The sequence below is a fragment of the Myxococcales bacterium genome (assembly GCA_016706225.1).
GTDB lineage: Bacteria > Myxococcota_A > Polyangia > Polyangiales > Polyangiaceae > JADJKB01.
The window spans coordinates 421,813-446,789 of the sequence record JADJKB010000021.1 but is presented as its reverse complement, the minus strand read 5'-3'; the positions used below and the strand labels follow the sequence as shown (position 1 = coordinate 446,789).

Annotated in this window: 21 protein-coding genes; 6 read left to right on the top strand and 15 right to left on the bottom strand. The window is 65.6% G+C overall.

Annotated features, from left to right (window positions below):
• Positions 1 to 33 precede the first annotated feature (33 nt).
• A complete protein-coding gene (locus IPI67_26755; protein MBK7583781.1) occupies positions 34 to 1,131 on the top strand; it encodes a site-specific integrase in 1,098 nt (365 codons plus the stop codon).
• A gap of 222 nt (positions 1,132 to 1,353) precedes the next feature.
• Here IPI67_26755 and IPI67_26750 read toward each other — a convergent pair whose 3' ends face one another.
• The 8 genes from IPI67_26750 to IPI67_26715 form a co-directional block, all read right to left on the bottom strand.
• Positions 1,354 to 2,487, bottom strand: coding sequence for a hypothetical protein (locus IPI67_26750; protein ID MBK7583780.1), 1,134 nt, complete (start codon positions 2,485 to 2,487; stop codon positions 1,354 to 1,356).
• Positions 2,487 to 3,335, bottom strand: a complete 849-nt coding sequence (locus IPI67_26745) for a serine/threonine protein kinase (protein ID MBK7583779.1) — start codon at positions 3,333 to 3,335, stop codon at positions 2,487 to 2,489. The genes IPI67_26750 and IPI67_26745 overlap by 1 nt, the downstream gene beginning before the upstream one ends.
• A gap of 2 nt (positions 3,336 to 3,337) precedes the next feature.
• Positions 3,338 to 3,817, bottom strand: coding sequence for a hypothetical protein (locus tag IPI67_26740; GenBank protein MBK7583778.1), 480 nt, complete (start codon positions 3,815 to 3,817; stop codon positions 3,338 to 3,340).
• The gene (locus IPI67_26735) at positions 3,814 to 4,026 is read right to left on the bottom strand and encodes a hypothetical protein (protein MBK7583777.1); all 213 of its coding nucleotides are present in this window, start codon (positions 4,024 to 4,026) and stop codon (positions 3,814 to 3,816) included. Before IPI67_26735 ends, IPI67_26740 begins: the two co-directional genes overlap by 4 nt.
• A 749-nt stretch (positions 4,027 to 4,775) precedes the next feature.
• The gene (locus IPI67_26730; protein ID MBK7583776.1) at positions 4,776 to 5,657 is read right to left on the bottom strand and encodes a radical SAM protein; all 882 of its coding nucleotides are present in this window, start codon (positions 5,655 to 5,657) and stop codon (positions 4,776 to 4,778) included.
• A 530-nt stretch (positions 5,658 to 6,187) separates the two neighbouring features.
• Positions 6,188 to 6,817: a 3'-5' exonuclease gene (locus tag IPI67_26725; GenBank protein MBK7583775.1), complete on the bottom strand. Its 630-nt coding sequence runs from the start codon at positions 6,815 to 6,817 to the stop codon at positions 6,188 to 6,190.
• Between the two features lie 1,446 nt (positions 6,818 to 8,263).
• A protein-coding gene (locus IPI67_26720) for an IS3 family transposase (GenBank protein MBK7583774.1) occupies positions 8,264 to 9,447 on the bottom strand; the annotation gives its coding sequence in 2 pieces (ribosomal slippage) (positions 8,264 to 9,168 and positions 9,168 to 9,447; 1,185 coding nt in all).
• Positions 9,448 to 9,504: 57 nt separating this feature from the next.
• Positions 9,505 to 10,233 (bottom strand): hypothetical protein, encoded by a 729-nt coding sequence (locus tag IPI67_26715; GenBank protein MBK7583773.1) that lies wholly within the window; start codon positions 10,231 to 10,233, stop codon positions 9,505 to 9,507.
• 384 nt (positions 10,234 to 10,617) lie between these two features.
• Between IPI67_26715 and IPI67_26710 the strand changes: the two genes are divergently transcribed.
• Positions 10,618 to 11,067 (top strand): metallophosphoesterase family protein, encoded by a 450-nt coding sequence (locus tag IPI67_26710; protein ID MBK7583772.1) that lies wholly within the window; start codon positions 10,618 to 10,620, stop codon positions 11,065 to 11,067.
• 397 nt (positions 11,068 to 11,464) lie between these two features.
• A complete protein-coding gene (locus tag IPI67_26705) occupies positions 11,465 to 12,082 on the top strand; it encodes a hypothetical protein (GenBank protein MBK7583771.1) in 618 nt (205 codons plus the stop codon).
• 40 nt (positions 12,083 to 12,122) lie between these two features.
• Here the strand turns inward: IPI67_26705 and IPI67_26700 are convergent, their stop codons facing one another.
• A complete protein-coding gene (locus IPI67_26700) occupies positions 12,123 to 13,532 on the bottom strand; it encodes a sigma-54-dependent Fis family transcriptional regulator (protein ID MBK7583770.1) in 1,410 nt (469 codons plus the stop codon).
• A gap of 116 nt (positions 13,533 to 13,648) precedes the next feature.
• On the opposite strand from IPI67_26700, the gene IPI67_26695 reads away from it, so the two are divergent.
• Both IPI67_26695 and IPI67_26690 read left to right on the top strand, forming a co-directional pair.
• A complete protein-coding gene (locus IPI67_26695) occupies positions 13,649 to 14,482 on the top strand; it encodes a class I SAM-dependent methyltransferase (GenBank protein ID MBK7583769.1) in 834 nt (277 codons plus the stop codon).
• Between the two features lie 372 nt (positions 14,483 to 14,854).
• Positions 14,855 to 15,568 (top strand): hypothetical protein, encoded by a 714-nt coding sequence (locus IPI67_26690; GenBank protein ID MBK7583768.1) that lies wholly within the window; start codon positions 14,855 to 14,857, stop codon positions 15,566 to 15,568.
• A gap of 180 nt (positions 15,569 to 15,748) precedes the next feature.
• On the opposite strand, the gene IPI67_26685 is transcribed toward IPI67_26690, so the two are convergent.
• The 6 genes from IPI67_26685 to IPI67_26660 all read right to left on the bottom strand — a co-directional run bounded on the left by IPI67_26685 (position 15,749) and on the right by IPI67_26660 (position 23,212).
• Complete coding sequence (locus IPI67_26685; protein ID MBK7583767.1) at positions 15,749 to 17,764, bottom strand: GAF domain-containing sensor histidine kinase; 2,016 nt, start codon at positions 17,762 to 17,764, stop codon at positions 15,749 to 15,751.
• Positions 17,765 to 18,131: 367 nt separating this feature from the next.
• A complete protein-coding gene (locus IPI67_26680) occupies positions 18,132 to 19,493 on the bottom strand; it encodes a S8 family serine peptidase (protein MBK7583766.1) in 1,362 nt (453 codons plus the stop codon).
• 428 nt (positions 19,494 to 19,921) lie between these two features.
• Positions 19,922 to 20,860 (bottom strand): hypothetical protein, encoded by a 939-nt coding sequence (locus tag IPI67_26675; protein MBK7583765.1) that lies wholly within the window; start codon positions 20,858 to 20,860, stop codon positions 19,922 to 19,924.
• A gap of 21 nt (positions 20,861 to 20,881) precedes the next feature.
• The gene (locus IPI67_26670) at positions 20,882 to 21,187 is read right to left on the bottom strand and encodes a hypothetical protein (protein ID MBK7583764.1); all 306 of its coding nucleotides are present in this window, start codon (positions 21,185 to 21,187) and stop codon (positions 20,882 to 20,884) included.
• 169 nt (positions 21,188 to 21,356) lie between these two features.
• Positions 21,357 to 22,322, bottom strand: a complete 966-nt coding sequence (locus tag IPI67_26665) for a HAMP domain-containing histidine kinase (GenBank protein MBK7583763.1) — start codon at positions 22,320 to 22,322, stop codon at positions 21,357 to 21,359.
• Positions 22,323 to 22,792: 470 nt separating this feature from the next.
• Entirely contained in the window at positions 22,793 to 23,212 is a 420-nt protein-coding gene (locus IPI67_26660; GenBank protein MBK7583762.1) for a hypothetical protein, read from the bottom strand.
• An 886-nt stretch (positions 23,213 to 24,098) separates the two neighbouring features.
• On the opposite strand from IPI67_26660, the gene IPI67_26655 reads away from it, so the two are divergent.
• Positions 24,099 to 24,863: a hypothetical protein gene (locus tag IPI67_26655; protein MBK7583761.1), complete on the top strand. Its 765-nt coding sequence runs from the start codon at positions 24,099 to 24,101 to the stop codon at positions 24,861 to 24,863.
• The last annotated feature ends 114 nt before the right edge of the window (positions 24,864 to 24,977 follow it).

Below are 24,977 nucleotides of genomic sequence, written 5' to 3'. Positions count from 1 at the left end.
CTCGAAAGACGCCGTGACTCGGCAACGGGCACGGTGAGGCAGTTCTGGATCGTGGACATCAATTTTGACCACCCCGACGGTCGGCAGGAGCGAGTCCGCAAGGTCTCGCCCCTGCAGAGCAAGCGCGGCGCGGAGCAGTACGAGAGGCAGCTCCGTCAGGCGCTGCTCGACGGCACGTACGGGGGAGAGGAGGCCGAACCGGCGCCGAAGCTGAAGGACTTCGAGAGCGACTTCATCTCGAAATACTGCGAGGCGAACAAGCAGAAGCCCAGCGGCATCGACACCAAGCAAGCCGTTCTTCGCAACCACCTAATTCCGCTGTTCGGCGACCGTCGGCTCGACAGCTTCTCCGCGGCCGACGAGGACCAGCTCAAGGCGCGGTTCAAGGGGAGTTCGGCATCGACCTACAACAACTCGGCCTCGGTGCTGAACGTCGTCCTCAAGGCGGCGCAGCGGTGGGGCAAGATCACCCACGTCCCTCACCGCTTTCAGCTCTTGAAGAGGGAGAAGAGCCGGCCGAAGTTCTACGACTTCGATGAGTTTGAGTGGCTTGTTGAGGCCGCCGGCAAGTGCGATGCTCGCATCGAACTTCTGGTTCTCCTGGGCGGCGAGGCGGGGCTGCGACGCGGCGAGATCATCGCTCTGGAGCGGGCTGACGTGGACCTTCGGCGGGGGCTGATCACCGTCGAGAGGTCCGAGTGGAAGGGAAAGGTGACCGCCACCAAGGGCATGAAGTACCGCGTCGTCCCCATGACGAAGCGGCTGCAGCAGGCCTTGGCAGCCCACCGGCACCTTCGGGGACCGCGGGTGCTCTACACCGATGCCGGCGAGACCGTTACCGCCAAGGTCTTGCAGAAGTGGATGGCCCGCGCTCAGCAGCGAGCCGGGCTCCGGGCGACCGGGGCGCTCCACATCATGCGGCACACATTCTGCAGCCACCTGGCCATGCGCGGGGCCACGGCGATCAGCATCCAGCAGCTCGCCGGGCACGAGAACATGCAGACGACCTTGGGCTACATGCACCTGGCCAAAGGCGAGACCGAGCGGGCCATCCGGCTCTTGGATGACCGCTCGGCCGCGCTCGCCAACGGCAACATGGCGGCAACAGAAGGAGACGTTTCTGTGAAGTAGCAGGAATCCTGCTGCTTTGATGGTGGAGGCGCCGGGAATTGAATTCTCACGAGACGCTCTTTCAAACGCGGCGATGTTGCTCGTCTTTCGGTCTCAAGTCTTCGATCTTCCGGCGCTTCCACGGCTTGGCCGTGTCGACGCAGGTCGACGTGGGTTGGCGCGAACCGACCCGGGTCGTGGAGACATTTTGGAGACGGTTGGCGTCGGGATCTCGCCAGGACCTCACGGGGCCTTCGGGTACTCCGCCAGTGCCCGCCGCCATGGTCGAAGCCAGCTTCCGTTGTTCCTCACTTCTTCCATCAAGTGGTCGGCCTCTTCAAGCGCCTGCCACTTCGCCTCGGCTGACTTGAGCAGCTCCCCGAGGTCGGTTTCTCGGCTGGTGATTCGGCGCTGGACATCAGTGAACCAGTGCATGTACTGCCGCCAACCCAAAGCTAGCCAAGACTTGCCCGGCGACGCCTTCATTTGCGCGAGGATGTGATCCCCGAACGGGTTATTGGGCGTGGCAGAGAGCAGACCCGCAGAAGCCAGTCGGCTGACATCCGATTCGCGCAAAGACGCGAGCAGGGATTCCTCGAACCAGTATGGAAGCTGCCCGCCACCGCCCGCCGGATCATCAAAGCGTCCCGGCGTGAACCTCCGTAGGTTGAAGAACTTTCCGGTCGCACACGACGTTGCTCCAGCTGCCTTCCACAAGACAACCTCGGGTCCGGTGAACGCGATCGTCACTCGAAGGCCGCTGGTTTCCAGCGCCCGGATCAGGCGCATGGCACCCTTGAGTTGCTCGGGATCACCGAGTTCAAGTCGGGGGACAACATCCGCCTGAAAGACCAGATACACGCCGCCGGCGCTCGTACTTGAGGCGATCGAGGCTATCGCCATCACCCGCTCGTAGTCGGCCAGTTCGCTAATTCTTGCCAAGACGGTCAACAAGTGCGGCCGACTCCCGTTGAGCTGTGCCCCGAGTCGATCGGCGATCGCCACCGTGGCTGCGTAGTAGTCGTTCGTGTATGTGGCAGGCACGATCGCCGGGCTGCACACTCGGCTCACGTTGAGGTTCGCAGCTTCCTTTGCCACGCCGGCAAGAACGCCGTCCCACCAAGACTCTGAGCTGAAATCGGCCGTGTCGAAGTCGCTCGGGAAGTAACTCCACTCGCGCAAGTGACCCCGCTCGCTCCGGGGAAAGTACAGTTGTGGGTCAAGTAGAACGTCGAGCCCTGCCTCGACCCACTTTTTCGCGTCGTCAACTGCTTCTGCAGGCTCAACGTTCATCGGGCTGAGGATCACTCCGTCGTAGCCCTTCACCTCCTCGACGAGGTTCTCAGTCTGATGCCCCATCTGATGGTAGGCGCCCATTACTTCTCTCCTTCAAGCCATGCCTGCCGCAGCATGTTCGGCGTGCGGAAGCGACCGACGGGCCAAGGGGCGAGCATCCGGAGGAGCGCGGGGAAGTGAGCCCCGGCCCATCCCCCAAACGCATCGCTCACCGGCTTTCTTGTTCCCATCGCCTCAACAGCCGTCCACGCATCCGCTCCCTCCGCGAGAAAAGGGTGACGCCCGAAGCCCGCCTCCGCGAGTACAAGCCCGAGGGAGAATTGATCAGAGCGCCAGTCGATCAGCGCCTTCTCGTTGTTCAACTGCTCGGGAGATGAGTAGTAGGGAGTGCCCGGGCCCCGTGGTGCCCACGTCTTCGTCAGTGAAGTCCGCGAGAGATCCCGGACGAGCCCGAAGTCCACGAGCACGAGGTCCCCGGAACCAATGCGCAGCATGATGTTGTCTGGCTTGACGTCTCGATGCACGAGCCCGAGGGCCGCAACATGCTCGAGGGCATCCACCAGTTGCCTCGCGTAGCGGCGAAGGACGTCCGCTGAAACCGGACCGACTTTCATCACGTCCGCCAGCGTGCCGCCGTCCAGGTACTCCTCGATCGAGAACAGTACCTTCGTACCAGCCGCATCCCATACGTCGAGGCGCTCAAAGTGAGCGATGTTCGGATGATCGCACTTCTTTATGGCGGCGACCTCCCGGTCGGTCCGCTCGTTGGCTGACGCCTTGTAGAGCTTGAGCGCCTTCTTGGTGCCATCACCGCCCTCAACATGGAACGTGTGCTTGAACGCTCCGGAACCCACAAGGCCGTAGCACGACACTCCGAGATGCTCCGCGATCTCCTTGGCCACACCCTTAAAGTCGAGCGTCTCGTCCATCCCTACTTCCTCCGAGACTCCTCAAGAATCACCGCTCTTACACGGGCTTCCAGCCAGTCCTGCCATGGAGGTTCGTCGGCGGCGTCGATGATCATGTCAACGCGACCGCCGGCGACGACGCAGAGGCCAACGCCCCGACGGACGAACTCTGCGTGAAACCTGAGTGCGCGCGAGACGCCATCTGCTGGGAGCACCACGAACGACCTCCGAGCGAAGCAACGGTTTCTGTAGGCCTGGTGGAGTGCGTCCCGCCACCGCGTAAGTTTCGCCTCAAAGGACAGCACACCAATTACCGAAGACAGCGCGACGACATCCGGCCGTCCACGAGCGAAATCAAACTCCGTCGCGGCCCGTAGCGAGCCCCACGGCGAGGAACGCCGTTTCAATCCATCCAGGAAGTCGCCAACAAGGGCCGCCTCACTGGTGTAGGCGACCGGCGCGACGCGGTGCAGGCGTTTCCGTGAGTCTATTGCCAACGTCACGCCGCCCTCTCACCCTCGACGAGCCTCCGACCGAGCTTCAAGATGTCGTCGCGCAAGTGCGCGCGGTAGGAGGCGAGGGGTTGCCTAGGTCCCCGGCACTTCCCGCTTTCGTCCCATCGTTGAAGCATTGGAACGCTGGCGGCGAGCAGCTCCTCGGCCTGGGCGATCGTGACCAGGTCCGCGGGTTCTGCCTGACGCCTGCGTTGCACGGAGACCAGGCTAGCCAACGTTGGTCGCATAGGCAACGTGGCCGCCGGCATGAAGGCTCAGGCGTGCGCCCGAGTCAGGACCCGGGCGGTAGAGTCGTCCCTGCCGCCTTCGTCGGCGAGATGATCCTCTCACCACCCGAGCCCGCGCGACGAGCACCGAACTTCGCCGGCGCTCGCGGTCGCGAGCTGCATCGCGAGGATCGCGTCGAGTAAGACCGCGTGCGCACGTGCGCGAACTCGATCGACGCCTGACGCGAAGGCACGGAAGTAGACGGCCGCCCCCGCCAGGCTGCGGACGTTGTACCGGGCGGCAGCGCTCACCGTCGTCGCACCGCCAGGCCCGCCGGACCGCCGCCGCAAGAGTAGCTCGCGCACCGCGTCCGGCGGGGCCGCGGAGAGGCCACGAAGCGCGGTGGCGCTGGAACGCCAGGTCGGCGAGAACGGCGTCCCAAAGGTAGGAGCCTTCGAGCCGGGTCGGCGGGACCATGTCGTCGAGCAGCGCAGGCCTGTGATGCTCCCGGCCACTTGGCGACAGATACGATGGCGCGCTTCGCTCGCAGAGCCGCCGGCCCTGCGAACCGCGCAGATGAGGTGATTGCTGGCGGCGCGACAGAGCCACACGAGGCACTCGCCTCGCCGCCCTCGCCGTGAGTGCGCCGGCGGGCGCGCACGGGACGGCGTTGCTCCCGTGTCCCTTCCGCCGGTGTCGCCCGTACGGCCGCTCTATGGCCCGGGGCGCAAGGGGGAGCTCATCGCACTCGGAAGGAGTGGGCGGCATCTGGTGTTGCGCCTACGAGTGCACGGAACGTCTCCCAGGAGAACGAGCGCGGGAAGTAGCTGAAGGATTTGAGGTCGAAGTAGTCCCGCGCCGACATGAACGATCGGGACAAGCGTAACGCCTCGGATTTCGCGGCCTCGTGCGAAACCGCCGGACTCAGATGCAGGGATGCGTAGCCGTCGCGGTCGAGCGCTTCCGGGTCGGTGGCGCTGGCACCGTGAGTTGCGAACTCGCGGAGAAGACCCAGACTCGCCTGCCCGTACCGGAAGAGTATCGTGGGTCCCACGGACAGGCCCTTGATTGCGTTGCGGTGGGCTTCGAGCCACGCCTCAGTTTCGGCGATCGTTGCCGGAGTCTCACCTGGGTGCAGGAGGACATTGACCTTCGTCCAGATCCCAGAGGCATGGCAGGTATGCAATAGGTCCGAGGCTCGTCGGAGGTACACATCTGGCTTCGTCGTTTTCCTCATCCGAACGAGCTGCTCGGGACTGGCGGACTCGAGACCCAGGTCGAGGACCCGGAGCCCCGCCTCGGCGAGCGCGCTGATCTGCTCGGTCGAGATCGTATCGACGCGTGTCTCCGCGCGCCAGGCAAGCGCGACGTTACGGCGTTGGAGAGCACGCCCAAGACGCGCACTCCACTCGCTGGAAGGACGGAAGAGAGACGCTTCGAGGTATGGGTGAATGTCGCGCGACGCGTAGTGCTTGACAAGTTGGACGAACTCCTCGGCGAGCGTGTCTGCATCCATGAGGGCCGCCAAGGGCTCCGTCGCCTCCGCGCAGAAGACGCAACCCATGCCGCACCCCCTCGAGACTTCGACACTTGGCTGGAACTCTCGGTAGTCCTCGAGCAATTCGTAGTTCAGGCGTGTAGCCCCGCTGGCGTTACGCGCATGCCGGGCGAGTGGCATCGCAGCCGAGCCGGAACTCCCGCGCACGACGTCGACGATCCGCGCATCCGCCACTCCTTGGACGAACTCGTCCGCGCCGGGCAGCTGAGCACGTATCCACGCTTCGTCGTCCGCGACAACCCACCTGCCACCGACGATGACCCGAGTCGATGGCGTAAGGCGGCGGACCTCGGCGGTTGCCCGCCGGGCCCAAGGAATCGCGAAGCTACTTGGCAGTGAGAGGAGCAATGGAGCAGTGGGAGCGACCGAGTCTTCGGCGAAGATGCGGCGAACGCACTCCTCCGGTTCGGAGAAGCGCCCGTGGACGACGCGAGGCCGATATCCGGCGCGTTCGAGGATGCTCGCGAGGGCGAGCAGGCCGTAGTTCAAGTAGAGCTGCGCTCGCGCGATCGCGGTGTCGTGCTTTTTTGGCGCGAGCATGCCTGCCGAAAGGCAAACGACGTCTGACCGCGCCGCACTGCCTGTCGGTGGCACTAGAAGAGGCTCCGTTGACGGTCAGGCGCGCTCGCCGGCAGTAGGGCCAGACGCAGGAGGTCGCGCAACGAAAGGTGCCCGCGTGGCAAGCCTGCGGCCAGATGCAGGAAGAGGTGAGTTGCCGCGAGTGCGTCGTATCCAGCACGATGACGCCGGCCGTACGCCGTTTCCATGCGATCGGACAGGCTGAATGCGGCGAGGAGTTGGTCGAGACCGTACGACGGTCGTCCCGGGCACATTGCGCGGGCCAGCTTCAAAGTGTCGATAACGCCAAGGGGCTTGAAGTCAGGGAGCCTGCGACGCAGTATCGCCCAATCGGTGCCCGCGTTGTGCGCCACAAGATAGCGACCGCTCAGAGCCGACATTACGGCTTCCGCGACGCTCTCGAACCGGGGTTCGGCCGCGACGGCCGCGTTCGTGATCGCGTGGATTGAAGTCGCACGAGCGGTGATCGGTTCCTCGGGTCGCACCAGCCACGTGATCAAGGAGCCCGACCGGCCTCCGTCGAGCGGGACCACGCCAAGCTCGACCAGATCGTGGGGACGAGCGCCGTTTCCCTCAACATCGATGACCGCAAACCGTGCGTCGCTCCAGGGCGCATCCAATCGAGTCGGCGGGCCGCCCGGCATTCTCGCATTGTACCTCGCGTTGCCGAATCATCCAGCTGTCCGCTCCGCGCGCTCCGCGTGCAATCGGAGGCCAACCCGCGCCGGCGCCGCCACGAGTGCGCGCACTCGGCTCGGTTGGCGCCAGACATGACGAGTTCCGCGGACGCGTAGGCACCACTCCTGGTTTGAGATCGCCGGTTAGCCATGAGCGCGCCTCAGAGATTCGCCCTCAAAACGCAGATCCGATCGGCAGCTGCCCGGATCCGGGCAGTCGCTCGTCGGATCCAACCGCTCACGGCGACCCCGCAGATCTCCGCGGCGTTGAGGGTCCCTTGTGCGGCACGAACACTGCGCTCGGCCCCGCAGCCTGCGTCGAGGCTCGCCCAGTTCCACGTCACGATGTGGCAGCGAGCTTGACCTTCGAATTCGGCGAGGCTTCATCGGGGTCGCAGGTTCTGGACACGACGACCGATAGGCGGCCCTCTCCATCGAGAGCGGACGTCTGATGACCTAGAAGCCTCCAAACCCGTCGCGACTCGGCGACCAGATTCCCATGAAAGAGCCGAATCCATCGCGGCTCGGCGACCAACCCGGGCGCTCCGCACTCGATGAGGTGTTCTCGTGCTCGCGATGCCGCGTGTTTGCGGTGGCCTTGGACGAGCGCCCGAGGGAGCTCGTCGAGAGTGCCCTGGCTTTGGGTTCGCGACGGGCGATCGACCGTTGACGCTTGGCAAGGCCATCCAGCGCCGTTGGGTGGCGCAGCACGTGGGCGATGAGCGACACGGACGCGGCGGCGGCGAGCGATTGGTGTGTGTCCCCCTTTCCCAAGCCCCAATCACAGATCCCTTTGACGACAATCCACTCGCACTTCGCGCGCACGCATGCGGCATGGACGCCAACAGCCTCCATCTCGCCACCGATCGCGTTGGGATGGTCGTCGAAGAGCCGCGCCTGAAGTCCGCGCTGTCGACCACTTTCTCCCCTGAGAGCACCTCCCCGACGCGCACCTCAGCACGGCGGCCGCCGGGAAGCAGGAACTTCCAACGAGCGACGTTGCGGAAACGATTGACCAGTATCTCGCCGGACCGCGGGGTTGGGCCGCGGGAAATCGTCCTGTCGCCTCCGACGCGTTGCAGCTCGTAAGCGCAGATCTGTTCGGAAACTAGAACATCTCCAATCCCCTGTTTTGAGGGGTCTCGACCGAACGCAATGCCGGCGGCGATCACTGCCGCCGGTTTCCAGAAGTCGATGGCGTGCTTCACGGCCAGTGTCGATGCACCTGGCTTGACCGACGAGCCCATCTCGCACAGGAATGCGGCGACGGGGTGAGCGCCCAGGCCCCCGACGAAGTAGGTCGCGTGATCGACAAACACCTCGGCGACGTGTCTGCGACCCTTGAGCGGGCGCATCGCACTCAGCACCGCCTGCAACTCGACTGAAGTTCCCCCGCTTCCGTGGACAGCATGACTATGCCGCAGCCTTCACTGTTCGTGAACGCAATTCGAACTCGATCGGGTTGACGTAGCCGAGGTGAGAGTGGCGCCGCTCGATGTTGTAGAAGTTGTCGATGTAGTCGCCGATCGAGGTCTGGGCTTGGGTGGCGTCGACGTACAGCGCATGGTCTACGAGCTCGGCGCGCAAGGTGGCGAAGAAGCTCTCCGCCACCGCGTTGTCCCAGCAGTCGCCCTTTCGGCTCATGCTCGCGACCAGACCGTGCGCGGCCAGCGCGACCCTGTATTCTACGCTGGCGTAGGGGCTTCCGCGATCAGAGTGGTGCACGAGACCTGCAGCAGGGCGACGCGCCCGAAGGCCCTTCCGGAGCGCTTCGAGAGCCAAGGCCGTGTCGTTGTTCTCGCTCGCGGCCCATGCAACAACCCGACGGGAATACAGGTCGAGCATCACGGCCAGGAACAGCCAGCCCTCGAGGGTCCAGATCGCAGTCACGTCGGTGGCCCAGACGCGATTGGGAGCGGCGACCTCGAACTTTCTGGCGACCACGTTGGGCGCGATGGGGTTCGAGTGTTTCGAATCGGTGGTCTTCCTGAAGCGGCGCTTCCGCCGCGCTTCGAGGCCGTTTTCCTGCATGAGCCGCTCCACTCGCTTCTTGCCGACGCGGATCCCTTGGGCTCGCAGTTCCGCATGCACCCGCGGGCTCCCGTAGGTCCTGCGACTGCGCGCGTGGACCGCAACGACCTGGGCCGCGAGCTGTGCGTCGGAGCGAACACGAGGCGCCTGGGGCCGCTTGCGCCATGCGTGGAACCCGCTACGCGAGACCTCGAGAACGCGGCAGAGCATCGTGATTGGGTAGAAGGCCTTCTCGGCGAGGATGAACACGAACTTCATGTGCTCTCCTTCGCGAAGAAGGCCGCCGCTTTTTTCAGGATTTCGCGCTCCATCTGCAGCCGCTTGTTGTCCCGCCGCAGTTGCGCGAGCTCCGCCCGCTCGTCACTCGTGAGTGCACCCGGCGGTCCCTGGCCGGTGTCGATGTCGGCCCGTTTCACCCATTCGCGCAGGGCCGTCTCGGTCAGGTCCAGGTCCCCAGCCACCTGCGCGACGGTGCGATCTCCCACCTTGCAGAGGCGCACTGCCTCGGCCTTGAACTCGGGGGTGAACGCTCGTCGCTTTCTACGCTGCTTCTTTCGCTTGTCCATGGATCGCTCCAGGCGCATTGTCGCGCCAGTTGGGGTGTCCACGAAACCGGGGGAAGATCAGACAGACGTTGCCACGACAGCGACGACGTTGACGCTGGAGACGACACGGCGAGCCTTGCCCCTCACGACTGGTCGGGTGATCGTGTCGCTGGCGGGGGCCCACGGCTGGACCTCGGGGTCGTAACGGGGGAGCGGCCAACGTTCGGTCTCGGCTTGCCTGCCTTGCATCGGTGAAACGCGACCCCAGGCGCGTTGTTCGACCCGGGTGCGACGCAGCGACTGGGCGCGCCGGTACAGATCCTCCGCGCCCTTCGCACTCCGAAGGTCGACGCCCTGTTCTGGCGAGACGCCCCAGTAAGAGGTCGAAGCGTCTTTCATGTCCGACGCCACGCTCGACATGCCCGTGTACAGCCCGAACTGGGCGATGACTGTGCGCGCAAGGTGGTATTGGTTCGATGTCGCCACGCCCGCAGCCTCCAGCTCCGGCCACGTGAAGCGGTCGAACCTGGAGCGTCTCCGCTCAACCTGCCCCTGAAAGTACTTGAGCCACCGTTCCGCGAAGGTGATGACGGCGAGTCGACGGCTGCAGATGAGCAATCCGGTGGGCGTCACGTCGATCCTTCCGCGGATGACGTCCAGGCAGTCCTTCTGCCTGAGGGAAGCGATGGCTTCTTCGACCTGGACCTGCCGTAACGCCGGGTTCTCGAGTAGTACGTCCGTCTCGGGAACTGAATCGCCGCATCTCAGTTGCTGGCTAGCGGCGAGATTCAGCACCTCCCGTTGCAACGGTGGAAGGCGAACAGCAACGACCTCGGGCCTTCGCTTCCTAGCTTTGGGCATTCGTTGGTTCTCCAGCCAATCGATCCTCGCGGATCCGCAAGTCGACGTGAACACCACTATAGCCGACGCTGCCAAGGGTAACCGTGGGGAGGCGGGCCCAGGTTTTCGCGAATGGGCGGCGTGACGTGCGAGGATGTTGGTTGCTCTGGCCTCGGACGCCCCGGAGCCCCGAACGACCCATTTGGCGCGGAGACCATCGCGCTGGCTGCAAGCCGCGAATTGGGGGGAGGTGGTTCCAGCAGAAGATGACCACCTGCGTCATTCCCGCGCGTAGCGCTGCCGCCTTCACGCGGCGCGAGCCCGCAAAGTCCTTATAGGTAGGAGGACTTCATGCCCACCAAGATCGGTTTCATCTCCGACGTCCATGGCGACATCCACGCGCTGCGCGACGCCCTGCGCATTCTCGATGGCATGGACGTGCGCGAGATCGTTTGCCTTGGCGACGTGGTCGACTACGGCGTCTTCCCGGACGAGACGCTGGCCCTGCTCGCTGAGCGCGCGATCCCGACCCTGCGTGGGAACCACGACAGGTGGTGCTTGACCAACAAGTCCGTGGGGGCCAACGCCACAGACTTGACGCCTGCGTCCAGGCGTTCCTTAAAAGCGACCGTGCCGGCCTGGTCGGCGACGATCGAGGGCGTGCGCGTCGCGGCGTGTCACGCGCGACCAGAGAACGACATGCACGGGGTGATGCCCGACGCGACGGCGGCCGAGGTGCACGACGTGCTGCAGGCAGCGAAAGCCGATGTGGTCGTCGTCGGACAACCAATTAGGGCGTGATGAGGTCATGACGGTCCTGCCTGAGGTTGCCCGGAAGTCGCGCTTTGCGGTCCTGGATCGAGCACTCCCGGTGGGTATGTCGTCTGCGTGCTCCTCCGAGATCGGTCGGCCCACAGCCCAGGCGGCAAGCATCGCGAGTGTCGCAGCGGTTGAGCGCGCTGCCGGGACGGGCGAGGTTGCCCATTTCCGGGCACCCCCTGGTCGGATCCGACCAGCGAGGGCCGGCGGCGCCTGAGGATCCTCGCGGTTTCCGCCGCCCCACCCCGGGCACGAAAAGTGCGCTCGACCCTGCATGGACGACCGGGTTGGGATCATCACGAACGGGAACGGGAGTCCTCGCGCGACCCCGCTGGGGCCCGGCGGTGTGCAGCTTCGGCCTCCCCGCCCGAAGGTGCTGGTGGGCGAGGATCCGGTAGAGCTTGCCTTTGCCGAGATCCAGTGCGTGGTGCGCGCTGGGTCGCTCGCCATCGCGCTGAACGTCGGCGAGATCGTGTTTCGGCATCTGTATCGGGGCGACGTCGACCTCCTGCGCGACAACGGTAAGAAGGACGTCTCGTTCCGCCGGCTCGCGGACCATGGCGGCCTGCAAATGAGCAGGGCAAAGTTGTGGCAGTCCGTGGCGATCTTCGAGCTCTCCCTACGGTTGCCGGAGATCAAGGCCAGCAAGCATCTCGGGGTCACGCACGTGCGCGCGGTCCTCGGCCTGCCGGCACGAGCGCAGGAACGGCTGCTCGCACGCGCCGAACGGGAGTGCCTTGATGCGAAGGCGCTCGAGACACAGGCGGCCTCTGCGCGCAAAGGCCACGGCGGACGGCCGATGAAGCCAGCGATCTCCAGGGCGCTGGACGGACTCCGGCGCGTCGCGAACATGCCACTAGAGACGTTCGCGGACCCGCGGGCCTTGAAAAAACTGAGCCAAGAGGAGCTGGAATGCGCCGTCGCGACGCTCCACGAACTGGACGAGCGGCTGAAGGTCCTGCGCGGTACGCTGCGCGCAGCAGGCGCGCTCCGTTAGAAGAGCGCCCGCGCCACCGCGCTGCCAGGTCGGTCGTCAGCTACCCGCTCGGGTCGTCGCCGGAATCCGGCGGACGTCCGCACCCTCGCTCCCAGCGTCGCTCGAACGCTTTCCGCTCTAATCCTACCAGCCGCGCCGCCGCGCTCTTGTTCCCGGAAGAGAGTTCGAGGGCACGTTGCAGCACTGCAAGCTCAACGCTGTCGAGCTTGGATCCTGTACCGGCCGGCAGGGCCAGAATGCGGGTCGCCAAGCCGTCGACCTCAGCTCCCGAGTTGCGGGCGCTCTCGCCAACCAGTTCCTGGAGCGTTTTCGCGTCCACGTGATCGGTGTCGGAGAGGAGCGCGACGCGGATGAGCGCGTTCTTGAGCTCGCGAACGTTGCCCGGCCACGGCCGGCCTGCGAGCCACTCCACCGCGTCGGGGCTGAACGACAATCTGCGCCGAAGGTCCGGGAGCAGCGACGCCAGGAGCTCGCGAATGTCACCACCTCGCCCCGCCAGCGACGGCAGCGCTATGGACACCACGTTGAGGCGGTAGAAGAGATCCTCCCGGAACCTCCCGTCGCGGATCCTCTCCTCGAGGTCAACGTGGGTTGCGGCAAGGATCCGGGCGCGGAGCGGCGTCTCACGCTCGGCTCCGATCGGCCGGAACCGCCGGTCCTCGAGTACTCGGAGCAGCTTCGCTTGGAGCTCCGGGGGCATCTCGGCGATCTCATCCAAGAGCACGGTACCCGAGCCTGCTAGCTCGAGCTGGCCGCGTACCCGCCGGTCAGCACCCGAGAACGCGCCGCGCTCATGGCCGAATAGGATCGACTCGACGAGGGTGCCGGGCAGCGCCGAGCAGTTGACCGCAACGAACGGGGCGTCGGCATGAGTGCCCAACTGGTGCAGAGTCCGCGCAACCAGCTCCTTGCCCGTGCCGGTCTGTCCCCGGAGCAGGACGGAGCAGTCCGACCCCGCGACACGCTCGACCAGCAACCGCACGCGTTCCATCTCAGGCGAGGACCCGACCAGCGCTCCTGTGCCGAAGCGCGCGTCCAGGTTCTTTCGGAGCCTGCCGACCTCGCGCAGCAGGCGGGCCCTCTCGGCGATGCCGTTGACGATTGGGAGGAGCATCTCCGGACTCAGCTCGTCCTTGAACACATAGTCGCTCGCGCCCTGCCTCATGGCCTCGCGGATTTCCGCGACCTCACTGAAGGCGGTCACCATCACCGCCGGCGTCGCGTAGCCCGAGCCCCTGAGCCAGCTCATGAGCTCGAGCCCACCTCGGTCCGTGGGGGATTCGCCCAGGCGGATGTCGACCAACAACAGGTCCGGGTTCTGCTCCTCGACAGCGGCTCGCGCTTCTGCGAGGGAGGCCGCCTCCAGGATTTCGGCGCCCTCGACAGCGGCGAGCATGTGACAGAGCAACCTGCGAGCGCTCCGCTGGTCGTCAACGACGAGGATTCTCATTCTGGCTCGAGCGCTGGGGCCCCAAACGCCACGTGCGCCGACGAATCCTAGCGGAGGCGCGAATACCCGGCGAGCCCGGAGTGCGGGTCGCGCCGCCAACCGGTATCATCCGCGTCGTGGGCAAGACTCCGGACGAACAGATAGCGAGAGTCGTCGAATACTACCGGGCGACGAACGAGCGTAGCTACCTCGCCAACTGGTCGGGGCGCGCTCTCTCTTTTCACTACGGGCTTTCCGACGCGTCGACAAGATCGCTCGACGAAGCGCACGAGAATTCGAATCGGTACCTGGCGGATCGCCTGGGCATCGGCCCAGGAAGCCGCGTTCTGGACTCAGGCTGCGGCGTCGGCGGTACCGCGATCTGGCTCGCCAGGGAACGCGGCGCGAAGGTCGTGGGGATCACGCTGGATCGCGGTCAAGTCGAGCTCGGCATGCGCTTCGCTCGCGAACGGGGCGTCGAGGACAAGGTCCAGCTCCTGGAGATGGACTACGCCGCGACCACCTTCGCGCCTGGCAGCTTCGACGCGGCGCTGAACCTGGAGAGCCTGTGTCATGCCGCAGACACGGGAGGGTACTTCGAGCACCTTCATGGCCTGCTCGCGCCCGGAGGACACTACGGCGCGATGGAGTTCTTCGTCGGCGAAGGGCGACCGGAGCTAATCGAGGACGTAATGCAGGGGTGGGCGATGCCCGCGTGGCAGTCCATGAGCGCGGCGGCCGAGGCGCTTGCCGCCGCCGGATTTCGGGACGTCGAGCTCATCGACCTCCGCGCTGAAGTGCGGCTGAGCGCCGAGCAAATGCTGTCGATGGCGACGCGAACGCTGCTCGACTTGCGCAAGGACGGCGCGCGCGATCCTGTCTTCGAAGGACACGTGAAGGGTGCGATCGCCTGTTGCCGCGGGCTCCTCGAAGGCGGCGTCGACTACGGGCTCGTGACGGGCCGCGCGTGACGCGAGCAGGGCGCTGCGCACGCGGAGGGCGCTCCGAATATGGCCCCGCCCCGGGCTCGGGGCCGATGATGAACTGCGACGACGAGACCATCGTGGCGGAGCTCCTGGCGCTGGCGGACGGCCCGTGACTCGAGATCACCTCGTCTCGCCCTCGGAATCCAGCGGGAGCTGACGAGCGAGCGTCGAGCGGCGGAGTTCCTCGAGCCAAACCCGTTGGCGGACGACCGCGTCATCTCCATCTGGACCGAGGGGCTCGCCGAGATCCGCCTGCTCTGCCCGGTGCCGACGTCCTCGGTGACGCGGACCTCGAACTGGCACGGCAGGGCGTTCGCTGTTTCGGAGCGACCGGGTCATGATTGGCCTGGAGTCGCGATGAGTGCACATGGGAAACTCGGACAGCAGAGGACGACCAATGCGAAGGCATCGCCCCAGGTCGTTCACATCATAGAGTCGCTCACTCCTGACGATATCCTGTCGGGACGGGAGGAAGGCGAGGCCCTTCGACGCGTCCTTGAGCAGGTTGGCCTGGGCTGCCGGTACTACCGAGTGGTAAGTGGGCAGACCTTCATCAAGGCGCTCGTCAAAGTCGGAGAGGGGCACGTCCGCGGTCAGCTCCCGGTCGTGCACATCTCCGCGCATGGCTCCGAGGCGGGGTTCGCTCTCACCGACGGCACCCGCCTGACCTGGGAGGACTTCGGCAAGATCTGCCAAATCCTGAACCCACAGCTCGACAGCAAGCTCATCCTCTGCATGTCCAGCTGTCACGGGCACGAAGCGTACCGAGCGATCAGCAAGAGTAGCGACGACAGCTTCCACGCCCTGGTGGGACCCAAGGGGACGATATCGGTCCCCGACTCGCTCATCGGGTTCGCGACCTTCTACCACCACATGGCGAAGAACACCCCGATCCACGGTGCGGTGTCCGCCATGGGCGCCGCCACCGGGCTCGCGCCGGGCACATTCGTTCACACGAGCGGTGACGCGCTGAGAGCGAGCCACCGGCAACGGGAAACAGCGGAAAAGTTCCGCGCTGCGCTCGAGACGTTCGCGGCCGCGATAGCGGCGCAGGCGAAACGAGGAACGTGAACGCGCCTACGAATGCCACGCCCTCACTTTCCTCGCCTTGATTCTTCCTGGGGCACTCCACAGGTGCCGCCGGTGGCGTCGTGGCCGTATTCGAGGGACATCTGAAAGCCGCGACCGCCTGCAGCCGCGGGCTCCTCGAAGGCCGCGCTGACTACGGGCTCGGGACGACGCACACCCGACTCAGGCGACGCGCGCGTCGGACACGTCGCCAGCTCCGCGCACGCACACGTCCGCCGTGGGGATCGCGACCGTGAAGACCGTGCGGCCGTCGCGCCGCGCCGCGGAGATGGTCCAGCCGTGGCCACGAATCAGGCGATGCGAAATGGCCAAACCGAGGCCGGTTCCGCGAGGTTTCGTGGTGTACCAGGGCGCGAACAGGCGTGACGGGTCGCCGACGAACCCCGCACCCGAGTCCCAGACGGAGAGCTCCGCGCCGCTCGCATTCGGCCGCCATTCGATGCCGATAGCGCCGTCCTTCCCGGCAGCGTCGAGCGCGTTCGCCACCAGGTTCACCAGGACCTGGGTGATTTGGTCGAGATCGCAACGCACGTACGCGCCCGCGGGCACTTGGACGTGCAGCTCGTGCCCGGTCAGCGCGTCGCGCAAAAGGGCTTCAGCCCGCGCCCAAAGCTCGACGACTGGGACCTCTTTTCTGTCGAGTCGGTGAGCCGCTACGCGCCGGAGCCCCGACACCAATCGCTCGAGACGCTCGACCTCTTCCCGCCCGATATCGACGTCTTCGTCTTCCAGCCCGTCGCTCGTCCCGAGCCGCTCGAACGCGTGGCGAAAGAAGTTCAGCGGGTAGCGGATCTCATGCGCGATCTCGGCGGCGACGGTCTCGACTAGGGCCTCTCGTTCGCCCCGCCAAGCTGCGGCCTGCTGGCGGCGCCGTTGCTCCAGCTCCTGATACGCGACCGCGTGGGCCAAGGCGAGCGCCCCCTGATTGGCGATGGTGCTCAGGAGGTCCAGGTCGTCCCGAGTGAATAGTGCCCCGCCTCGCTTCTGGCCGACGTCGAGGGTCGCGACCCTCCGGCCCTCGAACTCGACCGGGATTGTGAGCCGGGCGTCGGTGCCGACCGCGGGTGGAACGCGAAGCTTGCTGCCGGACGCGCTGGACGGCGCCTCGGTCGCCTCAGTCGCCTCGTTGAGCTCCAATCGGAGGTCGTCGCAGGGAAGCCAGCGCGCGACCGTGCGCTCGATGGCCCGCGCAACCTCGGTTGGCGACGTGATGCTCAGGAGCTCGGCGCTGAGCTGCTCGATGGTTGGCTTGTACTCGGCGCGGGATGGGAACAAGCGTCGCTCGGTCCAGTACAGCGCGGCAGTGACCAGCAGCGCTCCGAGGACGGTGGTCGAAGTGGCGGAGAACAGCGCCATCTGAATGGGAAACCCGAGCTCGACACTGCCGATCGTTCCGATCGCGATCGCGATCGCACAGGCCACAGCGCCGGCGAAACCCTTGGCAAGCAGGCGGGTCAGGAGCGCGCGGCTGTCCCACAGGTCGTGACGCACGAGGGCGTACACGCTCGCGAGGGGGGCAAGTGCGAAAGCTGGGAAGGCGAAGACGTTGATTTCGTGCTTCCACATACCGAGGCGAGCGAACAAGAGCAGGCCTGCGGCCGCCAGATACGGCGGGACCATCGGGAGAAATAGGGATCTGAGCACCGCCCGACGAGTCCCTCGCGCGCGCGCGAATCGCACAACGAACGTCACAACGAAGAAGACCTGCGCGGCTCCCATCGCGATGGTCCAGAACGCTTGAACCCTTGTCGTTGGCCGACCTGCTGCCCAGAGGCCCACCAGGGTAGTGGCGACCACCAAGCCGACGGCGTCCACGATTCTCTCGATCGCCGGAAACCGATCCAGGGCAGGCGCGTCATCAGGAAGGCGCAGGGCAACCAGCACGAAGCCGCCAGGGACGAACGCGAGCGCGGCGAAGAACACCGGCACCAGCCGGCGGGTGGTGTGCAGATCGAACAGTGTCAGAACGAAGAATCCGATGCTGAACGCCAGCTTCGCGAACGAACGGGCCAAACGGCCGCCCGGGCTAGCCCGCATGGCGACCAGGCCTGCGGCGATGTAGAGGAGCCCGACCAGTATCAAGGCCCCGCCGTACGACCACCAGACGATCGGCTCGAGCAGGTGCAGCCGTAACTCCACTTCACGCGGGCCACTCGGCGGTCCGACGACCGCGCGCACGTGCGTCTTTCCTGCGCGCGCCGCCCCCGACACGAGACGATCCCAGTCGTCGCCGCGCCGTGAGGCTGACTGTGTCAGGGACACTCCGTCGACAGATTGAAGCGGCGTGGGGAACTGAAGTCCGTGCCTCTTCGCCTCCCTGGTCGAAAGTCCGATTTCGGAAACCACCCCGTTGGCGTCGACCAGCACGCCTGCGGTCGGACGCTGGTAAGCAGTAAGAGCACCGTGCAGGGCGACCGCTCCCACCACGAGCGTGAGGAAAGACAACAGGGCGGTGACCCGCCCCACGTACCTTCCACTCCCCGCCTGGCCCCGACCTGGCATCGCGAGAAAGGCTACGGCTGGGCCGCTCGGGCGCCAAGCACCGTCAGGTGGCGGCCAAGGAAGCGAGCGCCTTCGACTTCCCCACGGCGTCTGGCCAGAGGCACTGAGACGCCTTGCTCACATAGCGACTCCAGGCGGAACGCAGATCGGGCATGCGCGACGACGCCAACGCGGCACGCGCCAATGCTTCGAGCTCCGCGTCGACCGCCGGAGGTGCGGTGTCTCTGAGCGAGAGCAACGCGCGAAGCAGGACCGCTGTTTGGCGCGCGACTGCACCGACGGCGTGCCATTCGCCACGGCCAGGATCTGGCGCGAGAAGGCGCGCGTGGCGGACCAGGGCGCTGAGCGCCTGCCTGAGCTCCGGCCGCGCGAAGCACGTCTTGGCAGCCCAGCGCGCGAACTCCGGCGAGTACCAGCTATCGGCAGCAACCAAACTCTGCCAAGCCCGCGCTGCGCCGTCTTCACCCATCGACACGAGCGCTCCGGAAATGGGATCTCGCGCGAGCAGACATGCGCGCGTTGCGTGAATACGTCCGTAGCCATGTTTGACGTTGTGGCCGTCTCGGTCGACGCTCGCAGGTTCGATTTCGCGGTGGACCGTAAGTCCGCGTCGCTCCGAGCTCTCGCCCGCCAGCGGTGTCGCGCTTTGCGTTACGAGCTCCACCAGCTCGAACACGGTGAGCCCTGGGTTTTGTCCCAGGACGAGCAGAAGCGCTCCGGCCGCTACCGCCGCCGCGCCACTGGACTCCGCGTGAGCGAGCTCACCGGGGCGGAACGGGTCGGCGAGATCATCACCGGGCGCAAGCCATCGCATGGCTGGCCCGCGGTTGGAAAACGGCCGGTACACTCCGCGGCGGTCGCGGTACAAGAACCACCCGCCTGCCGCCGAACTTGGGCCGACGCAGAGCACGCGCGGGTCACTCGCGGGATCTCCGAAGCCCAAGCTGAGGCTTGCGTGGACGGCTCCCTCCGGGCTGGAGCACTCGCGCCCAGCGGGCATGACCACTGCGGTGCCCAATCCGCGCCGTCCCACTCGGGTCGCGAGCTCCAGTGCGTCGTCGAGGAGCGGACTCCACGTGCCTTCGACGTGAGTCGCGCACAGGACCACGTCGGCCCCATCGTCCACAGCTCGTGCGATTGCCAGGGCAAGGGAGACGACGTCGCTTCCGGGCTTCGGAATGTAGTAATGGCGAAGCGTCGCGTCTGGGGCTACTCCCGCGAAGGCGGCGTCGCGCGTCCCGACCGCCCAGGCCGACAGGCTGGCGCCGTGCCGAGAGCCGCTGGAGACGCTCCGTGCGCCGACAAGCTCCACAGCGTCCAGCTCGAGGTGATCGGTGGCTCCCGCGTCGTTATCGATCACCGCGAGGCGCGTGCCGGCGCCCGTTCCACACGTCGTCCGATCCACGGCAATTCCGTTTTCGCCCAGGAACCATAGCCCGGGGTCGTCGCGGTCAGAATGCCAGCGTTCTTCACGCGCGCGCCATTGGGTCGGGCGTCGCCCAGCACTCGGGGACCAATCGACGGGGGGCGCCAGCTCATCGGAGCCCGCGCGCGAAAACGCGGTATAGCGCACGCCAACGCCAGCACGCTCCAGCGCGCGGATCAGCTCCAAAGGACGGGCTAATCGCGTGGATCGAATTCGGCTCCAGAACAGGGGGTCCGTCACCAGGATGGGCTCCACCTCAACGTCTTCTAGCAGCGCGCCCAGGACAGCGCTGAGGTGCACAGAGTCGACCTCCGCTCGGGTTGCCACGACCATGTCGAGATCAGCATCGGCGCTGCCCCTGTGCGATTGACCCACGGGCCGGTAGTCGAACTCCCAGCCCTCGCGCTTCACCGAAGCACCTCCGCCGCGAAGGGTGCCAGTCGGAAGAGACGTACCGCGTAGCCCGCGCTGGCTTTCTCGGCTCGGCACAGGGCCGTCAACTTCTCATGACGCTCCTGTGCCCACGCTGCCAGGCCGAGCGCGCCGATTGCTCGTGCCCGGCGCCAGGCGCCGCGGTAGTGGCGCCGCGAGCGTTCGAGCAGCAAGGCGAGCACGCCGGAGCCGAGCACGTAGTGCCGAATTGCGTGGGCTTCGGCTGCGGTAAAGCCGGCCGGCGCGCCACGCGCCAAGCACACGGCCCAAGCGCCTCCACGCTCCCAGTCGTCCTCCCAGTCCACCACGTCGTCGTGGTGTTGGAGACCGAGCCACACGTCGGCGAGGAGCCGCTCGAGGGTCACCACCTGGGCGGGCGAGCCGCCTGAAGCGCGCGCCAGCGCCACCGACGCGGCAAACCCCACTGCTTGCTTGTCGAGCGAAAGGCGCGCGTACGTCGGGTAGCTCGCAGGTAGAACCCGAGCGAGCCACTCCCGTTCACCCGCCATTGCCGCGCGCGAGCGCTGATCCGCCACCTCATACGAGGCCGTCGCGTCCAATTCGTGGAGCGCGCGGTCCCGCCCGTTTCGAACTTCCTGGAGGGCCCCCAGCAGCGGTCCACTCGCACACACCTGTCGGTCGGCCAGGCGGTCCGCGCCGAAGGCCTCGATCACCGCGAGCATGTGCGCCAGGACCGCGAGGCGGAGCATCGCCGGTTCCGCGCGGGGGAAGGCTTCAGCGACCAGGGCCGGCGCGGCAAGCGTCACGGCGTTCCCGAACACCTGGCTCCACGGCACTCCTGGCACCGGCGCGAGGCCCAGCCGGTGCGCAAGCTCTTGCGCAACCGGCCGGATCTCACCGGGCACCGAGTCGCAGTAGCCGGAGTAGAGCGCGTCGATGTCGACCCGGTGCATGGCTCTACCCGCCCGAACGGGTCAGTAGGTGTTCGATTCCTTCCACGGGGACAACGCGACGTTCAAGCGCTCCTCCACCAGCATCTGCCTGAGCAGCGTGATCTGGAGCGCGCTCAAGCCGGAGAAAGGGAAGTCGACCCAGTTGTTGATTCGCTGGTTTAGGGAGGTGCGTACCGACGTGGCCTCGGCGGTCTCCGTCCCGCGGTCATCGTTGTCAGCCGGATAGAGCGCGAGGAGTTGCTTGAACTCGTCGAAGTGCTCCTGGCTCTCCAGTACGGAGAAGTACACGCGTCGGAGTTGTTCTTGGGCATCGAGCACGGATTGCATTGCTGGCTCCTTCTGGCGCCGTCGGCACCAGTGGCGGCAACGCAAGGCGCGTGCTCAGGGCCCGGGTTCGCGATCTCTGCGGAAACGCGAGGCGGTCCAGCTGCGAGCGCGAACGTCGCTGGTCGGATCCGCCCAGTCGGTGGTCAGTTCCGACCAGCCATGACGAGTTTCATGCGGCCGGCAATTTGATCTCGAACTGTGCGCCGGGACCGGGATCCGACAGTCGCACGTCCCCACCGTACGACCGCATCAGCGCGCGGGTCACGGAAAGGCCAACGCCGTTGCCTTGCTCGCCTTTCGTCGTGAAAAACGGCTCGAAGATCTTCAATCGAAGATCTTGCGGCACTCCTGGGCCTTCGTCGCGCACGCTCAGGACGACGCCCTCCTCACGTCGCGCGACGCTGAGCGCGATCTTCCCGATGTGCTGGTTGGCATCGATGGCGTTGAGCAGGAGGTTGAGGACGGCGCATTCGAGCTCCTGCCTCCGGGCACGGACGATGCAGGCACCGTCGATGGAGGTCTCGAATTCGCAGCGGTGGCCGCGGGCGAAGAGCGAAGTCAGTCTCACGCAGTCCTCGACGACCTTGGCGAGGTCGACGTCAGCCGGCGGGTAGGTCGAGGTGTTCCGCCCTCCGCGTCCGAGGAGCTCCCCCGTGACGGCCGACAGGCGGTCGAGTGACTCGCGGATGTCACGAAAGACCTCCTCCGTTTCAGCGTCAGCTCCGGCCGACGGACCAACGAAGTCGAGGTTCGTTATGGCGGCGGCGAGCAGGTTTCGCATGTCGTGCGCGATGGCGCCCGTGACGACTGACAACGAGGCCGCATTATGGGCCTTGGCAAGGGCCGTTGCTGAGGCAGCTAGCTTTGCCCTCGCTTCGAGGATCGCAGAGTAGTCCCGGTGGAGAACGACGCCGAGCGCGACGGCCGTGACCGCCACGAAGCCGATCCCCTTCAGCGTCTCGAGCCAGGCGTGGTCCCGGTGCCCGATTGGTATCTCGCCGAGGAGCAGGCTCGAGGCGACGATGTACGCGCCGGCCAGCACGCCATACACGAGCGCCAGCGTTACCGCCTTCCGGCGAGCCCTCCGCTTCAGCGCAACCATCGGTAGCCCCGCCCGAAGGAGTTTCCCAACCATATCTGCTTGCCAGCCCGATCACGGATCCAGCGGAAAAGATGCCGGACGGCGCGTCCACGTCGTGGACGCGCCCGTCTGGGGGTCATCGGTGCAGTCATGGACGCCGACTATACCGGTCACCCCGCTACTACCGGGCATGCGACCTGACGCGCCAGCTTCTGGCAATCAGTCGCCAGCAGGTGATCGAGCCGAAGGTGCTCGACTTGAACCGGGCCGTCGTCGAAGACCGCGAAGAAGACCACCACGAGGAAATCCGGGGAGTCTGGGTATTGGGCTTGTGCACTGGAGGTTGCAGTTGGATTGGTGGCGGAGGCGCGATCTGCGAGAGGAGATTCACGAACGAAACACGTATCGCCGCTGACTTCCCATTCCGGCGAGGAGTCCCGATCTCAGTTTGGCCGCGGAGGCTCCATGGCGTGAGTTTGGCGTGAGTTTGGCGTGCCTTGGTGCCCGCACTGCCCGGCAGCGCGTCAGGTACGGCCGGGTGATCTCGGCGCGTCCACGTGGTCGTAGGAGCTTCCGCTGTCCGCAGCGGTGCCACAGTTTCCTGACGATCCATCCCAGTCAGAAATGCAAACATATGCGTAGATCTTTCCGCCGCCCCCGCCATTACCGTAGAGCCGTGTGTCGTTGGGCAGCCATGCCTCGATATTCACAGTTGTCCAGATGTTCTTGGCGTACAGGTTGCTATCGGGCGCAGGGCAGGCGACCTGTTGTTCGCTGCCTGAAATGTTCTTCAGGCGCATGTCGCTCGTGGGATTGTTGCCGTTATCGTATCCGACGCAATCGTAGCCCGTCTGCCGCCACCACGCGGCGTCGCTTGAAGTCGCACACAGAATGACCGCCCAGAAGGCTGCGACCGAAGCACCAAGAGTCAGAATTCGCGTCATCATCCACTCCTTCCTTTCAACCAACATCAACGAGACACAGTCACCAACACCGATCGTCGAAGACAAGCTTCTTGCTGTCGACGGTGTCGCCGAGCAGGACGTACTGGGGAGACGACTACATCGGGGACTTCGGGTTCATCGTGGTCAAGCTCCCGTCTCCTTATTCGAACTACTACGCCTCGCTGGCCGGTATCTTTTATGCATAGGGAGAGACGCGCCCGGTCATTGCTCTTCGGACTTCTCGTAGCAGCCGCCGCTGGCGCGGCGGCTGCTGTCGTTGTCGTTCTGCTTGTTCCGCCCCAGAGTAAGGCGGATCGCGGAAGGGCCAAGCAGGGACGCATCGATGAAGGCCGAAGCCAATTCCTCCCGCCGCCCGCGGCACATGGAGAGTCTGCTTCGGACCCGCCTTCAGGTGCCGCCGTGCCCGCGCGGAACTCTGAGGGCAGCGACGCCGCAGCGAATGGCGCGGCTGATGCGGACCCAGGAATCACCACTTATGCCGAAGCGCGCGCTCGGTGGAAGGAACGGCAGGCACAGCGGGAAGCGCAACATTCGTCTGAGCCACGTGACCCGACGTGGGCGGCTGGAGCCGAAGCTGACTTCCTCAAAGATCTCCAACGTCAGCCCTCGAACGGCGGATGGCAGGTAACGTCCGTGGACTGCAAGACGACTCTGTGCACGGCGAAGGTGACCTGGCCATCTTACGAATCCGCGAGGCACGCATGGAAGGAGCTAGCAACATCCCTGTATGCTCGCAATTGTGGTAGAGAAGTATATAACCCTCCGCCCGTGAATCCTGCGTCGACTTCCTACGTGGGAACTGTCGTGTTCGACTGCACCGACGAAAGAGCCGGCGAATGACTGCGGCCCTCAGAGGAATTGTGCCATGAGACATTTGTTTTTGGTTGCTTGCTGCTCTTTTCTTGCTGCGTGCGGTGGCGCTTCATCCACAGACGGAGACCCGGGCGGAACGGGCGGGATTGGGGGGCAGGGTGGAATCGGCGGAACAGGAGGGTCTGGGGCGGGCTCAGGCGATGGCGGAACGACGAGTCTACTGGTCGGTGTCTGGAAGGGCTACGTCACCAACTTCACGCTCGCTGACGGGACCGACACGGTGACGCTCACCATCGACGATTCCGGGCCGGTTCCGGGCGGGCACGTAGTCTTCGGTGATGCTGCTTCCCTTCCAGCGCCAACCAATCCCGATATTGGCTACCCTCCTGGCGTGGAGAGCGTGGCTTCGAACGCGGTCGTTACAGGATTCGCTTACACAGTACTTCAGGGCAGCTTGGTCTCTGACCGCCTCAAGTTTAAGCTCACTCCGGGAGAAGTCTGGACGCAGTGGTGTGAGATGCAAGCGCCCATCGCCGACGAAACGAACCCAGGCAGCTACTCGTGCGTCCACAATTGGGGATACGGTAGCGACGGTACCAAGTGCTATCAGGACAACCCGAACACCGGCCAGAAGGTGTTCATCGACTGCGGGAAGCTGCACTTGTGTCAGAACGTGTGCCAGTGCAGCGCAACGAAGTGTTCGACAAACCTGACACCTTCCGTGGCTTTCGACTTGCAGTTGCAGGGTTCGAAGGCAACTGGCGGCGTTCTTGGATTGGACGACAGCGAGCACAAAGTCGATTTGACTCACCTGTGACGCGCCGGGGGCTCGAACGACAGGTGCAGGACTGGCCAGCGATCGCCGACCAGCTCGGGCTCGGGCTCGACACGGTTCGCTGGTGGTGTCTCCAGCCATGGCTGCCGCGCGACA